At 42.9% G+C, this 15000-nt stretch carries 12 protein-coding genes and 1 pseudogene; all 13 read right to left on the bottom strand.

Annotated elements, in window-relative coordinates; all coding sequences use genetic code 11:
• Positions 1-5 precede the first annotated feature (5 nt).
• Positions 6-485, bottom strand: coding sequence for a hypothetical protein (locus BANH1_RS00965; protein ID WP_144050529.1), 480 nt, complete (start codon positions 483-485; stop codon positions 6-8).
• A gap of 271 nt (positions 486-756) precedes the next feature.
• Positions 757-3672 (bottom strand): isoleucine--tRNA ligase, encoded by a 2916-nt coding sequence (ileS, locus tag BANH1_RS00960; protein WP_015397586.1) that lies wholly within the window; start codon positions 3670-3672, stop codon positions 757-759.
• 240 nt (positions 3673-3912) lie between these two features.
• On the bottom strand, positions 3913-4728 hold the full coding sequence (locus BANH1_RS00955; protein WP_015397585.1) for an outer membrane protein: 816 nt from the start codon (positions 4726-4728) through the stop codon (positions 3913-3915).
• A gap of 154 nt (positions 4729-4882) precedes the next feature.
• Positions 4883-5785, bottom strand: a complete 903-nt coding sequence (locus BANH1_RS00950; protein WP_015397584.1) for an outer membrane protein — start codon at positions 5783-5785, stop codon at positions 4883-4885.
• A gap of 166 nt (positions 5786-5951) precedes the next feature.
• Complete coding sequence (locus tag BANH1_RS07480) at positions 5952-7013, bottom strand: outer membrane beta-barrel protein (RefSeq protein ID WP_015397583.1); 1062 nt, start codon at positions 7011-7013, stop codon at positions 5952-5954.
• Between the two features lie 142 nt (positions 7014-7155).
• Positions 7156-7989: an outer membrane protein gene (locus BANH1_RS00940; RefSeq protein WP_015397582.1), complete on the bottom strand. Its 834-nt coding sequence runs from the start codon at positions 7987-7989 to the stop codon at positions 7156-7158.
• Between the two features lie 439 nt (positions 7990-8428).
• Positions 8429-8671, bottom strand: a complete 243-nt coding sequence (locus tag BANH1_RS00935) for a hypothetical protein (RefSeq protein WP_041582879.1) — start codon at positions 8669-8671, stop codon at positions 8429-8431.
• 194 nt (positions 8672-8865) lie between these two features.
• Positions 8866-9000, bottom strand: a pseudogene (locus BANH1_RS07295) (ribonuclease D); the annotation flags it as partial.
• A 744-nt stretch (positions 9001-9744) separates the two neighbouring features.
• A complete protein-coding gene (locus BANH1_RS00925; RefSeq protein WP_015397579.1) occupies positions 9745-10365 on the bottom strand; it encodes a ribonuclease D in 621 nt (206 codons plus the stop codon).
• A complete protein-coding gene (locus tag BANH1_RS00920) occupies positions 10337-11752 on the bottom strand; it encodes a dipeptidase (RefSeq protein ID WP_015397578.1) in 1416 nt (471 codons plus the stop codon). Before BANH1_RS00920 ends, BANH1_RS00925 begins: the two co-directional genes overlap by 29 nt.
• A gap of 70 nt (positions 11753-11822) precedes the next feature.
• Positions 11823-12698, bottom strand: a complete 876-nt coding sequence (mutM, locus tag BANH1_RS00915) for a bifunctional DNA-formamidopyrimidine glycosylase/DNA-(apurinic or apyrimidinic site) lyase (protein ID WP_015397577.1) — start codon at positions 12696-12698, stop codon at positions 11823-11825.
• A 54-nt stretch (positions 12699-12752) separates the two neighbouring features.
• Entirely contained in the window at positions 12753-14000 is a 1248-nt protein-coding gene (locus tag BANH1_RS00910) for an aminopeptidase (protein ID WP_015397576.1), read from the bottom strand.
• A gap of 29 nt (positions 14001-14029) precedes the next feature.
• Positions 14030-14881 (bottom strand): cell wall hydrolase, encoded by an 852-nt coding sequence (locus BANH1_RS00905; RefSeq protein WP_015397575.1) that lies wholly within the window; start codon positions 14879-14881, stop codon positions 14030-14032.
• Between the last annotated feature and the right edge of the window lie 119 nt (positions 14882-15000).

Here is a 15000-nt window from a genome sequence, read left to right as displayed (position 1 = left end):
GGCAACTAACTATTTTTACTATAGGTAGCCCTTTTTCTCTCGCGCCTTTTAGTCTCCTCGTCTTTACCCCGTTGGCTAATAGGCGCGGTCTTTGCCGGTTGACGATAAATTGGAGGTGGCTCACTGAGATTTTGACCATGATTCGCATCTTTTGTGAGCATCTCTTGCTGGCGGTATAAATACTCCCGTGCTGTCACTTTTGATAAATTTTCTCTCGTTCCGTTTTGCAAGCGCTTCTGGTACGGTACAAAAGACCCCGCGCCACCAGAAGAGCCAATCTGCGTAGCATCCTCCTGAGGTAGGGGCAAAACCGCACGCATGCCCGGTCCTGGCAATATAAGGTTCGGACGCGGTCCCCCTGCAAACTGATCGCTCACATTTGTTGACTTTTTTGACGAAGCGACATTTACAATATCACTTAAAAACTGCAATGAAGCCGTCTTATCCGTACCGTAGGTAGGCGCACGCAAACCACACCCAACCATAACGAGGCACCCACTTAAAACGCTCGTCAACAACACCCTTCTTTTGCACTTACTCACTACTAACTAACCTATTTCCTCTTGGGTGTACGTTTTATTCACATCGCCACAATTCATGGTGGCTGCCCCGCCTACGCACACACAGACCCCACCATATTTATAAAAAATAAAGCGCCTCACGACTAACACAAAAGAAAGCTCTCATCAATGGCAGAATTTCAATAACAATAAAGCCACTCATGCCATTACCTAAATGACCGATACCCCAAATCTCCTAAATTTTTCCAAGAGCTTGCAATTCTCGCAAAGCAGCTGCATCACGCGCAGATACATCAGGATAAACTGGATCACTCCCAACGTCCTGTGTATAACGCCATGATCGAGCGCACTTTACGCCCAAAGCCTTATCTGAACGCACACCAACACCTTCAATATCACTTAAAATGAATGCATCTGAAGGCGGAGCACCCTGAATAATCGTCAGAGCGCTAGTAATACAAATTTCTGCCATGTCCAAATCTTCCAGCGCTTCTAGTAAAACGGGATTAGAAATAAAAACAGTAGGCGCTGCTTCCAAAGATGACCCAATACGCTTATCTGCCCGCTCAAGCTCTAAAGCGCCCGTGACAACTTTACGAACTTTACGAATCTTTCTCCAACGTTCCGCTAAAAGTTCATTCTTCCACTCTGTTGGTACAGGACGAAACTGTTCTAAATGTACCGAGCGACTCTCCGGGTACCGCTCTAACCAAGCTTCTTCCATAGTAAAAGGCAGCACTGGAGCAAGCCATGTTACCACCCGATCAAAAATGTTACGAACAACCTGCAAAGCAGCCTTACGTTTTTTTGATGAAGGTGCATCACAATAAAGAGAATCTTTGCGGATATCAAAATAAAATGCGGATAACTCAGTAATAGAAAAGTCTAATAACGCGCGCATAATCTTTTTAAAATCAAACTCATCATAGGATTGGTTAATTAACTGATCGATCTCATAAATCCGGTGTAATACGAATTTTTCGAGATCCGGCAGTGCACTATATGGCACTTCTTCTCCTTCATCATGTGCTAAAGTACCAAGCATCCAGCGTATAGCATTACGCAATTTACGGTATGAATCCACATTCGTCTGAAGAATCGTTTTACCCAAACGCTGATCTTCCCAATAATCAGTTGTTGCAACCCAAAGACGGAAAATATCAGCACCAGATGTCTTAGTAAGATCCTGTGGAACAACTGTGTTTCCCAGAGATTTAGACATTTTTTTGCCATTCTCATCTAAAGTAAAACCGTGTGTGACCACTGCCTTATAAGGTGGGCAAACACGCGTACCGCAACTTTCTAAAAGGGAAGATTGAAACCAGCCACGATGTTGGTCGGATCCTTCAAAATAAACATCAGCGGGCCACTTTAAATCGGCCCGATCTTCCAATACAAAACTATGACTCGCACCTGAATCAAACCAAACATCAAGAATATCACGCACCTGATACCAAGGCTCATGCGCGCGTTCACCTAAAAAGCGTTCACGCGCTCCTTCGGCAAACCACGCATCCGCCCCTTCTGACTCAAAAGCTTGCAAAATACGCTGATTCACTCGTTCATCTTGGAGAACCACACCATCTTCATTCGCAAAAATACAAATCGGGACCCCCCAAGCACGCTGACGAGAAAGTACCCAATCAGGACGGTCTGCTATCATGGAAGCTAAACGGTTTTGAGCGGAAGAGGGAACAAAACGCGTCGCCATAACAGCTTGCAGAGCCCGACTACGTAAAGTTGAACCATCACCAAGATCTTTATCCATGGAAATAAACCACTGTGGTGTATTCCGAAAAATCACAGGTTTCTTTGAACGCCAACTATGAGGGTATGAATGTTTTAAACGACCACGCGCAAACAACCTATCTGCTTTAATTAAAGCGTAAATAACCTCTTTATTTGCATTGCCTATTTCCCCATTATCGTCGATAACGCGGGCAGCACCCTCTTTACGATCTGGGCCAAAACCAGGGGCCTCCTTCGTATAAAAACCAGCATCATCAACTAAAAAAGGTATAACCGTGTCGATGCCGTGTTGCTCTAATAAAGATTTATGAGCATTCCAAATTTCAAAATCCTCGCGTCCGTGGCTAGGCGCCGTATGAACAAAACCTGTACCAGTATTGTCCGTAACGTGTGAACCATCAAACATTGCAACCTTGTGGTGGTAACCTCCAGCAAAATTTCTTAATGGATGCGAAAGAATAAGGGCTTTAAGCTCATCAGCAGAAACAGCGCGCAAACGTTTCAGGACAATTTTTGCTTTTTCTGCACAGCTCATTGCCAAAGCGTCGGCAAAAAGAAGTTTTTCCCCAACTTTAGGACCAAAATCGTTTTCTGCACTTTCAACCTCATAAATACCGTAGGAAATCTGTGAAGAATAACTGACCGCACGGCTACCGGGAATTGTCCACGGTGTCGTTGTCCATATGACTACAAAAGCATCACACAAATCATCGGAATTGGATTTTGAAATAGGATATTTAACCCAGATGACTTCTGATTGATAATCATGATATTCAATCTCTGCTTCAGCCAAAGCCGTACGCTCAACAACAGACCACATCACAGGCTTTGAGCCACAATAAACTTGGCCTGACATAACGAACTTCATCAATTCACTAGCGATACGTGCTTCCGCGCGAAAATCCATTGTAGTATAAGGATTCTCAAAATCTCCTATGATACCAAGGCGCTTAAACTCTCCACTCTGAACGGCTATCCAATATTGCGCAAATTCACGACATTCTCGACGAAATTCGTTAAGTGGCACATCGTCCTTATTTTTTCCCCGCGCGCGATATTTTTCTTCAATTTTCCATTCAATTGGAAGTCCGTGACAATCCCAACCAGGAACATAATTCGCGTTAAAACCGCGCATTTGAAACGAACGAATTACTATATCCTTTAAAACTTTATTGAGAGCGTGCCCAATATGAATATGACCATTTGCATAAGGGGGTCCATCATGGAGAATATAAAATGGACGATCTTTCGCTTGCTGACGCAACTGAGCATAAAGATCCATCTTTTCCCACCGTGCTATCAGCTCAAGCTCTTTTTGAGGCAATCCCGCACGCATAGGAAAATTCGTTTGCGGTAAATAAAGAGTTTCTGAATAATCTATAGTTTCATTTTTCATAGCCATCGCGCGACGTTCCCACCTGCTTTCACGATCTTATTTTGCATCCCCCTTGACCCCTGCTTATCCAATCTACAGAGAAAACTAGGCAAATAACGGTTTTAAAGCAGTAATCAGAGAGGGATATTATCACATTTTGCAAGCTCTATCATGAAATAATCAAAAAAAGAAACCCCCGAATAAACCTCTCAAAAATTAAAGGCTCTGTCAAAAACAGAGCCTCTAAAAACTTAATTTTAAGGAAAATCAAAATTTGTAGGCTACGCCAACGCGAAAATCGTCTGTTTTGTAACCAATCTCTATTTTATCCTTTGAGAATTTCTTTTTACCAAAATCTGAGTGACGATATTCTGCACGTAAAACAGCATTATTGGTCAACGCAAAATCGACACCAGCGCCAATGGTGTAGCCAATCATAGTCTTCGTATCCTTCTCTTCAGCGTCATAACTCCCTACATTGCCCCTTTCAGGACTCACCTCCTTAAGCGACAGCGACAAAATATCCTGAAGCCCCGTATAAGCGACACCCCCCGCAATATAAGGCCTAACGTGATTAATAGAAAGACCAGCCTGCAACCGTGTAGCGCCAACCCACTTCTGCTCTAAAGTATGATTGATGCTTGAATGATGCCTAAGTCCGTACTCCTCGCCTTCATTCACAGCAAAATTCTTTGTATCTTTTCGTCCGACCCAAAGCACATCAGTATCAACACCTAGAATAAAATGATTGCCTAAATCAATATTGGACCCCGCGTAAAAACCAACCATAAAACCAGAAGGATCAGGCAATAAACTTTTTTGAAGTGGTTCCCATTTTTCGTTACCGCTGAGAGGAACCGAAAATCCAATGGGTGGGATATCCCCACCAGGAACATTGGCAACGGTATCACTCGAAAAACCACCAACATGGGCGCCGAGATAAAAACCTGTCCAAGAAAAAGCTGGAGGAGTAGCGATTAAGGTGGAATCTGGTTCCGATTTGTGAAAAACTGCAACATCAGCGGCATGTACCGCGAAAACCGGAATTAAAGTGAAAACAGAAGTCATCATTAAAGATTTCATATTCGTATCTCCCTTATACAAATAATCTCTAACTCTTAAAATAAATCTCTAATATAAAATATTTTATCGCAAATATATGTAGTAAAAATGACACAGTCAAGAAAAAAGCCCCGCCAAAGACAGGGCTCACTAAGCGACCTAATTTTATAATGAATTAGAATTTGTAAGCTACACCGATGCGAACATCGTTAACTGCATAATCAAGCTCAACTTCATCTTTGGCAAATTTCTTTTTACCAAAATCTGAATAACGATACTCAGCACGCAGAACGACATTGTCGGTCATCAGGTAATCAAGGCCAGCGCCTACAGTATAACCGATAACTGTCTTTGCATCATCAACTAAATCTTCACTCTTCTCTTCTTTCCCACCTGACATAGAAAAGGCCTCTCTGACCTTCGCAGAGGCAATACCGCCGGCAATATAAGGCATCATACGGTCAACAGCGAAACCAATGCGAATCCGCGCAGCAGCAGCCCATTCTTGCTCTAAAGTATGGCTGAGAGTTTTACCCTCAGCTCCCTGAGCACCCTTCGCGCTACTTGCACCACTCTTATTTACAGAAGATAGCACAGCATTCAACTTTGAAGCACCCCCACCGCCACTACTACTGCCGCCTCTGCTGCTGCTACCATTGCCATTAGCGCTGTTAACTGGCACATCCTTCTTACCCTTATTGTGCCCGGACCAAATTACATCCGTATCAACACCCAGAATCAAACCATCACCGACGTTAACACCAGACCCCACGTAAAGACCAGCCGACGAACCACGTATTTCAGGTACTAAATCTTCCCGAAGCGGAATCCATTTTTTATTATCACTACGAGAGTCTAAAGCACCCCCCTCAGCAATATTTGCAGAAACATTAGTTAAAATACCGCCGACCTGCCCACCAATATAAGAACCAGTCCAAGAAAAAGTAGAAGAAACGACAACCGGCGGGGCAACCGGTGCCGGCTGATACTGCTGCTGATGATGAAGGACAACATCAGCGGCTTGCGCTGTAGAAACTGAAATCAAAGCAAAAACAGAGGTTATCTTTAAAGATCTCATGCTCGTTATATCTCCAAATATCCAAAATAGTACTTAATAATATCCAAAACGATGTTTTTATAAGTCATTCTATTGCAAATATCTGTAGCAAAAATGATACAGTCATAAAAAAAATAAAGGCCCTGTCAAAGACAGGGCCCACTAAGCGATCTAATTTTATAATGAATTAGAATTTATAAGCGACACCAACACGCAACTCATCGGTCTTGTACTTCATTTCAGCTGTGTCGTATAGAACTTTCTTTTTACCATAATCGGAGTGACGGTATTCCGCATGGAGAATGAAGTTGTCAGTGACAGCAAAATCAACACCAGCAGCTATAGTAAAACCAACTAAATTTGTTTTCTTATCTAATAGCTCAACAGGACCAACTGGTAATTTATTCTGAGCAGCGCCTGCTACTACAGAGTCTTGGCCAGCACCTGCTACCGGATCTTGACCATCACTTGCTACTGGGGGCTTCGGGTCAGCATCAGCTACTGGAGGCTTTGGGTCAGTTTCAGTTGCTGAAGGACCTGGGACAACAACAGAACCTTCCTCATCTCTAGTAACACCAGCAGCAGCAGCAGCGGCAGCGGCAGGGTTTTTATTAAATGCTACAGAGAAAGTGTTTTGCATTTGCGCATACGCAATACCACCAGCAACATAAGGCATAATACGGCCAGAGGTAAAGCCTAAACGTACCCGCGTAGCACCCGTCACTTTTTCTTTAAAGACGTGACCTTGAATGTATGTATCACCCTCTTCAAATTTATACTGCTCTGCACCATTTTGCCCAGTTACGAGAGCCTGCAATTGTTCATTAAATTCATCAAGCTTTCCAGCCCCAATAACCTTTTTAGGAGAGCTCTCTTCGCTTTTGTTTTTGGACCACATTACATCTGTATCGACACCTAAGATAAAGCCTTTGCTGAGATCAATATTATAACCTGCAAAAAGCCCCCCATGGAAACCAGAAAAGTCTGGTGCTCTAGGATCTTTTTCAGCAAAAAAAGCTTTCGCAGCTTCCTGAGCATTACTGGTATCCTTCACGTCCCCTTCCCAAGAAAAATCACTTGAAAAACTACCAACTTGACCACCGATATAAAAACCTGTCCAAGAAAAAGAAGGGGCCACAACTACATTTGTTACGCTTTCATTTTGAGGAATTACGACGTCTGCGGCCTGTGCTGCGGAAGCCGAAACTAAAGCAACAACAGAAGACATCATTAAATATTTCATATTCATAAATTTGCTCCATAGCTAATATGTTATAGTGCACGATGCTACACACATAGATCGGAGAAATCTGTAGTAAAAATGATACAATTATAAAAAAAGTAAAAGCCCTATCTCTGATAGGGCTCTTTAAAAACTCAATTACAAAATATTAAAATTTATAAGCTACACCAACACGAAAATCATTGGTTTTGTGGTTGATTTCGAGTTTATCCTGCGAGAATTTCTTTTTACCAAAATCCGAATAGCGATATTCTGCACGCATCATCACATTATCGGTCACCGCAAAATCAACACCCCCGCCGATAGTATAACCGGTCATAGTTTTCTTATCATCCGATATATCACCAGAGGCAATCACAGTAGGACTATCAGCGCCCTTTAACGAATAGGACGCGATCGCTTGCATCCGCGCATAAGCGACACCACCAGCGATATAAGGCATAATACGGTCCATAGCAAAACCCACACGCGCCCGAGTAGCACCGGCCCATTTTTCTTTAAGAGTGAGAGCGGTACCTAATATATCACCCTCGACAGAATGCTTCTCCGGAATCTTAGCCCCAAACTCCTCTAATATTTGAGTAACTTTGTCTACCTGGCCTGCAGAAATCTTTCTCTCTTTGCTTCTTGTGTCCTTTTTATCAGCCCAAATGATATCTGTATCAACGCCGAAAATAAGGCCATTACCAAGATCAACATTGGACCCTGCATAAAAACCGCCTATAAAACCCGATAATTTAGGAGAAAACTCTTTATCAAACGGAATGGTTTTCCCATCACTAAACCTACTTGTATCGGTTTTACCAGAAAAACTACCAATTTGCCCCCCGAGATAAAAACCCGTCCAGGAAAAAGTAGGAGCAACAACAACTGGAGGAACAGTTGGTTCTGGCTGACGAGGAACCATAATATCCGCCGCCTGCGCCGAAGAAGCTGCAACTAAAGCGAAAACCGACGTTGCAATTAAGCGTTTCATATTCATAAATATACTCCGTAGCTATTCAAATCAAAGTAGGTATATGGAACGCCTCTCTCAAATATCTGTAGCAAAAATAACACATCAATAAAAAAAACACCCCCCCGCCCGATAGAGCTTCACCTTACTTATTAAGCAAAAACCCGCAAACCACTTTAATAAGCACGGACTCCCAATCGCTTCTACCTTTTTTCAGAAACCCCGCAATATAACGCACCGCCTGCCCTCTTTTCACGCCAGCGTCATTCAGCAACACCTAACAACGCCCCAACGGCACTCCCCACTCACCCCGCGACAAAGAGCACCCCCACCACCCCGTCGTTCACTAAAAACTCAATACCCCCCGTGCGGCACCCCCCTGCCGCGACTTCCATGAAATCACGGTAGAGGAGCAACATCAACACTCTTTATAAATAACATAAGAAACAGCGCCGAAACCGCCCCTTTAATAAGCGAACGGCCCTCTCGACCACGCACTCTTCCACTTCGGCCCTCTATGAAGCTTCGGATTTCCCCGCCCTTTCACAAGGATTGGGCTCACCGACGCGCTACCAGACGGAGAGCTTGTAACAACGGCAAAGGAGGGAACAATATTTGATTCCTTAACAGCCACAAAACCGGCTCCCTGAGCTGCAGACATTGAACCTAAAATAAGGACAGATACAACGATAAGATATTTAACATTCATAGGCTTACCTCCATATCACAAACTATCCAAAACGGGTTTTACGGGGGCAGATGGCGCAGCCACAAAAAAAATCAAGGCTTCATAAAAAATATGAAGCCTTTTTTAAATTTGATCTTACACTCAAGTGATATTTGTAAATTATGTCAACGTAATAAGCACCAGTTTTATAACAAGTCTCAGACGCATTTTTTGTGATGGAATATCTTTGTAACTGCTTTATTTTTAAGCGACCTGGCTAAATTAGGAGCACCATCTTGTCCTCCAGCGACCCGTGTAATATCGGCAATGCCATTCCCAGAAGAAAGCTGAACTACGCATAAGCGGTCACGACGGAAACCGTGAAAACATTTTGCGCCAACTATCATTACGAGATTTACTGTTTCTTTCTCCTTTAGATCTTTTGCATCCTTTTTTAGATGAAGAAACCTTGTACACTTGTGCACTATTCACCTTCTGTTTCTCGTCAGCCCTACCAATAACCTTTGAGAACATCCCTTCCAGGTCACCTACCTCTCCATTAAATAGAGCATTAATAATAATCGTAGAACTCGCCCCCAACTCCTTAACAACCGTGAAATTAGCTCCCCGAGCTATAGACACTGAACCTAAAGTAAGGGCAGATATAACAATAAGATATTTGACATTCATAGTCTTACCTCTGTATTTCGAACTATCCGAAATGGATTTTAATCAGGCGTGGTAGTATAGCCATTGAAAAAAATCAAGGCTTCATAAAAAATATGAAGCCTTTTTTAACTTTAAGCTTACACCTAAGTGAAATTTGTAAATTACGCCAACGCAAAAAGCACAAATTTTACAACAAATCTTAGATGCATTCTTCGTGTCTACTCGATCTAACTAAAGTAAAAGCAAACACCCCAAAAAACGCGCACCTTACTAAAAAGGTACTTTGGTGGCCCAATCTTCGGACCACTACAGTATCTGCCGTAAAAGCATTACGCTATGAAATTATGCAGCAGAAACGGGTAAACAAAAATACCCGCAAAATGCAGATGGTCTTCTCACTGAATCACTAATTTCCTCTACTTTTAAGTGAAAAAATAAATTTCTAATCAACTATGCGCAAAAACGTCCGTTTCTGGCCACCCTAAAAGATCGAGTTTTGCTCTCATAGGCAAAAATTGGAAGCACGCCTTTGCAATGTCTTCTCGTTCTTCGCGCTTTAAACGTGCCTCAAATATACTTTTTAAACGATGCAAATATAAAACATCGGACGCTGCATACTCGATTTGCGCACGCGATAAAGCTTCTTCCGCCCAATCTGATGATTGTTGCTGCTTAGAAATATTAACGTTCAGTAATTCACTGCAAATTTCCTTTAAACCATGGCGATCCGTATATGTACGAGTGAGCTTTGACGCGATCTTCGTGCAAAAAACAACATCTGGCATAATACCAAATGTGTGCGCTAAAATAGCGAGATCAAAACGCCCGAAATGAAATATTTTCGTAACCGCTTTATTTTTAAGTAATTCAACTAAATTAGGAGCACTACTTTGTCCTTTAGCGATCTGTATAATATCGGCAGTGCCATCTCCAGGAGAAAGCTGAACTACGCATAAGCGATCGCGATATGGCTGCAATCCTAGGGTTTCAGTATCAACTGCGACAGCATCAACACAATAATTATCCAAATTCGGCAAATCATTTTGATGAATACGAATCTCTGTCATTTATTTTCCTATTCGCTAAAGTTACAAGAATACGCGCCCAAGACCGCTGTCCTTTGTAGAACGATCTTAGATTATATTTCTCATTAGGTGAATGAATACGGTCATCAGCTAACGCGAATCCCGCCAAAATAGTCTCCATATTAAAAATCGACCGAAAATTTCCAACAATTGGAATAGAACCGCCCATAGCAATCAATAAAGCGGGCTTATCCCATTCTTGTGATAAAGCATCCTTTGCGGCCATAACAAAAGACGAATCATAAGGTAACTGAATAGCTGGGGAAGCAGCATGTTCCTTGAATGTGACTGTACAATCAGCAGGAATACAGCGACGTACATAATCGCGAAAGCCCTGGCGTATTTTTTCTGGATCTTGCTGATGCACTAAACGAAAAGAAACCTTCGCACTTGCTTTAGAAGCAATAACTGTTTTGAATCCCTCACCCTCGTAGCCCCCGCTAATACCATTAACTTCCGCTGTAGGACGAGCCCATACTTGTTCTAAAATACTATATCCCTTTTCGCCAGAAGAAATAGAAAGCCCAACAGGACCAAGAAATGTTTCAGCATCACAACCAAGCTCATCCCACGATTGCAAAATCTGCGGAGGTGTTTTTTCTACACCATCATAAAACCCAGGGAGCGTTACTTTACCATTTTCGTCGTGAAGGCCTGCCAGAATTTTGGCTAAAATATGAATAGGATTAGCGGCCGCTCCTCCAAAATAACCGGAATGTAAATCACAGTTAGCGGCTGTGATAATCACTTCCTCTCCTAGCATCCCTCGGAGGCCGACAGAAATCGACGGTGTATCCGCATCCCACATTGACGTATCACAGACCAACGCGCAATCAGCCTTGAGTTCGTCGACATTCGCCTCTAAGAAAGGTACAAGCGAAGGAGAACCACTTTCTTCTTCCCCCTCAAATAAAATAGTAACTTTAACAGGAAGCTGACCTGTCTCATTTTTGAAAGCACGGCATGCCTCTAAAAAAGTCATGAGCTGACCTTTATCATCCGAAGCTCCACGAGCGCAAATAACCTTTTCTCCATTTCGTTCTTGTATAGAAGGTTCAAACGGCTCATTTTCCCATAAATTCAGTGGATCAACTGGCTGAACATCATAATGTCCGTAAAACAGCACATGCAAACAATCATCTGAGGGACCTGGATGGTGCCCAACGACCATAGGGTGGCCGGAAGTATCACGACGCGAAGCTTCAAAGCCCATACTTTTTAAATCTTCAACCAACCAATCAGCTGTCTCACGACACGCATTTTTATAAGCTGGATCTGTGGAAATCGACTGAAAACGTAAAAGAGAAAAAAGACGTTCGACGCTTTTTTCCTTATTCTCATCGAGATACGCCAATACTTTATTAAGCATAAAATCTCCCAATATTAAAAAACTTACACGTAACTTTAAGCTTGTTATCAGATTTTGCAAGATACCTCGCTTATTTTTGGCACTCTGGACAATAGAAGCTTGAACGTCCAGATTGTGAAATACGCGCGATGAATGTCCCGCACCGCGAACATTTTTCCCCTTCTCGTCCATAAACTGAAAAAGAGTACTGAAAATAACCAAGTGAACCATCTACACGGACATAATCACGCAGAGAAGACCCCCCAGCAAAAATCGCTTCAGCGACCACATCGCATATATTTTGCGCTAAACAATCTGCAAGTGCGCGCGCACGCGCGTTTTCCAATGCCAACGTAAACGCGCCACGCCCCGGAGATAAACGACTACGCCAAAGAACCTCGCAAGCATAAATATTCCCAAGACCTGCGACAATAGATTGATCAAGCAGAGCTACTTTGAGAGCAACTTTCTTATTTAAAAACGCCTTTCGCAAATAAGCACCAGAAAGCATGTTGCTTACAGGTTCAGGCCCTAACTTCTTTAAAAGGGAATGCTCACTGAGTTCCTCCGTGCCCACTAAAAGCATAAAACCAAAACGACGGATGTCGTTATAAACAAGGCGGTAGATTATGCCACTCTTCGCTTGAAGAACTATTATACAATGGTCATGCGCAACCAATTTTTTCGTAAAAGCACTCCCTTTTCCTAAAAGGTCATCTTCTACACGCCATGATCCCGACATTCCTAAATGACTCAAAATCGTTTCATTCTGAGAAAGGTGAAACAACAAATATTTCGCGCGCCGATCGAGTTTCACAATAGTTCTGCCCACCAATCGCTTAGAAAATGCTTCCGAGAAAGGAAATCGTAGATTTTTACGATTGAGTGTTACAGATACAATCTCTGCTCCAGTCAAAACCGGCTCAAGTCCGCGGCGGACCGTCTCAACCTCGGGAAGTTCAGGCATTCATTTTCCCAATAATTACGCACCTTTAAACAAAGTGTTCAAAAAATAAGTATCTTAAGCCCATTCCCCCTGGCGGAATACAGGAACCTTCGCACCCGTCTGTGTAACACCATCTATATCGATGTCGCCTGACCCAATCATCCAGTCAATATGAATCACACTCTTATTACCGCCACGCGCTGCAATCTCTTCTGCTGTGAGAGACTCCCCTCCAAGGAAGCATTTAGAATAGCACTGTCCTAAAGCAATATGGCATGCCGCATTCTCATCAAATAATGTATTATAAAAAAGTAAATCGCTTTTAGAAATAGGAGAAGAATGGGGCACGAGAGCGACTTCTCCTAATCGACTAGCACCCTCATCACTTTGTAAAATCTGTTGTAAAACCTGCTGACCTGCCGAAGCACGCGCATTAACAATACGTCCATTCTCGAAATGCATTTCAATATTGTCAATCAGTGCCCCTTGATAAGAAAGTGGTTTTGTTGAACGGACAAAACCTTTAACTTTGTGAGCATGGGGAGTTGTAAATACTTCTTCAGTTGGAATATTAGGATTACAAACAACACCGTTTTGGGCAACGGAAGCGCCCCCGTGCCATTCATGATCATCGGCCAAACCAACTATTAAGTCAGTACCCGGCCCCTTAAAATGCAAAGCAGCAAAACGCTGTTCATTAAGCCAAGACGACCGTTGTTTTAAAGCCTTATTATGCACACCCCACGCATATATTGGATTATCTCCTGTGACTCGCGAAGCAGAAAAAATCGCATCAGCTAATTTCTGAACCGCCTCGTTAAGTGGTAAATCAGGGAACATCGCTGCAGCCCACCCTGTCGTTGGATAGGCAATAATCGACCAATTCATAGCAAAATTCGATATTTTTTTAAGAGCAGGTTGATAAGCGACAGAAGTAGCCTTATTCAAACGCGTTATTTTATTAATGTCTTGATTAGAAAGAAGGAGAGGATCATCACCAACGACAGCTAAACGCGCCGCCCCATTTTCAAAAGCCTTTGCCATTCCCTCATAAAGCCAAGAAGGTGCGCAATCAAAACTAACATTATGCGCATTTTCGAAGCGTATAAGGGATAAGGCTTCATCGCCAAAAAGCGGCATAATAACGCCAGCGCCTGCTTTATAGCCATGATAAGCAACACGCCGAACCAGTGGCAAAGCCGCAACCGGAGCAGTCACAATAAGATCCTGCCCTTCTTGTAAATTAAGCCCTACCTTCACTGCGACTTCTGCAAGCCGATCGAGCATCTCAAGTGATACCAATTCATAAATATCAAGATGCATCGCCAATATCCCCTTCTTTGATTGAAAAATTATCGGCTTTTATGCTGTTCTTCTAGCATTGCGACGACTGCACCTAACTTATCCGGTGAAGGTACAGTGTATGCCTGAATTTCTCTGACTTCTCGTATTTTTTCTACATGATTGGGCGCGGGTGCGGGAATAGGAATCTTGCCAAGCTGTGCAACAACAAAAGGCACAGCGGCCTTATTCGCCTGTGCTATCTTGACTGAAACAGATGTATTTTTTGTTCTATCTGCTTTACTTCCGCTGCTTTTTAAGCCTGCGGTTATAAAGTCTGACACATCGTCAGAATTATCTTGAGAAAAAGCGAAAGCGACGTTATAAGGGCGGTCGTTAGTAGGGACCTGAAGCAACCCATTACGCGCTCTTTTTTCATAAAAAGCGTTCCCCCCTGCAACGCGGACGTAGTGCATATTTGTGTAGGGAAAAACTAAACCAGCGGTGTGAAAAAACATAGCGTTTTTACTTTTCTTATCCCGTTCACCATGCAAAACAGCGTTAGCAGCCTCCTTAGCGCGCGCAACGGAAGCCTGCTCGGTCATAGGGCGCGTCAGAACGCCAGGGGCAAACTGCTTGTGCTGACCAACGACACCGCAGATCGTTTTTGGATAAGCACTCGAATTTACACGATTCATGACAACCGTTCCTACCGCAATCATTCCTTCACGACTTGAACGATTCGACTCAAAATACATAGCACGCATAAGGCATTCGCGTTCGGTTAGTGCATTTCCTGCTGTCTTTTTAATTTTTTTACGGTCATCCACTCCCTTAACTCCCAGGTAATTAGGAGCACATCCCGCAGTAACCAACTGTATTACGAAAAAGGCAATAAAAACAACCCACCAATTCTTTTTCATTTTACTGTCTTCCAAGCATTTAAGCTTCAACTAAACTGTGAACATAAATTCAAAACAACGCACAGTTAATCGCCACCTCGCGATAAATTCCCAGCACGCACAGTATTTAAAAAACATTT

This window comes from Bartonella australis AUST/NH1, from assembly GCF_000341355.1.
Taxonomy (GTDB): Bacteria; Pseudomonadota; Alphaproteobacteria; order Rhizobiales; family Rhizobiaceae; genus Bartonella; species Bartonella australis.
This window is presented reverse-complemented; position numbering and strand designations above follow the sequence as displayed.

What these genes read in the sequence shown, in the direction of transcription:
- BANH1_RS00965 (WP_144050529.1), bottom strand. Translation starts at nt 485, where the DNA reads ATGGTTGGGTGTGGTTTGCGTGCGCCTACCTACGGTACGGATAAGACG.
- ileS (WP_015397586.1), bottom strand. Translation starts at nt 3,672, where the DNA reads ATGGCTATGAAAAATGAAACTATAGATTATTCAGAAACTCTTTATTTA.
- BANH1_RS00955 (WP_015397585.1), bottom strand. Translation starts at nt 4,728, where the DNA reads ATGAAATCTTTAATGATGACTTCTGTTTTCACTTTAATTCCGGTTTTC.
- BANH1_RS00950 (WP_015397584.1), bottom strand. Translation starts at nt 5,785, where the DNA reads ATGAGATCTTTAAAGATAACCTCTGTTTTTGCTTTGATTTCAGTTTCT.
- BANH1_RS07480 (WP_015397583.1), bottom strand. Translation starts at nt 7,013, where the DNA reads ATGAATATGAAATATTTAATGATGTCTTCTGTTGTTGCTTTAGTTTCG.
- BANH1_RS00940 (WP_015397582.1), bottom strand. Translation starts at nt 7,989, where the DNA reads ATGAATATGAAACGCTTAATTGCAACGTCGGTTTTCGCTTTAGTTGCA.
- BANH1_RS00935 (WP_041582879.1), bottom strand. Translation starts at nt 8,671, where the DNA reads ATGAATGTTAAATATCTTATCGTTGTATCTGTCCTTATTTTAGGTTCA.
- BANH1_RS00925 (WP_015397579.1), bottom strand. Translation starts at nt 10,365, where the DNA reads ATGACAGAGATTCGTATTCATCAAAATGATTTGCCGAATTTGGATAAT.
- BANH1_RS00920 (WP_015397578.1), bottom strand. Translation starts at nt 11,752, where the DNA reads ATGCTTAATAAAGTATTGGCGTATCTCGATGAGAATAAGGAAAAAAGC.
- mutM (WP_015397577.1), bottom strand. Translation starts at nt 12,698, where the DNA reads ATGCCTGAACTTCCCGAGGTTGAGACGGTCCGCCGCGGACTTGAGCCG.
- BANH1_RS00910 (WP_015397576.1), bottom strand. Translation starts at nt 14,000, where the DNA reads ATGCATCTTGATATTTATGAATTGGTATCACTTGAGATGCTCGATCGG.
- BANH1_RS00905 (WP_015397575.1), bottom strand. Translation starts at nt 14,881, where the DNA reads ATGAAAAAGAATTGGTGGGTTGTTTTTATTGCCTTTTTCGTAATACAG.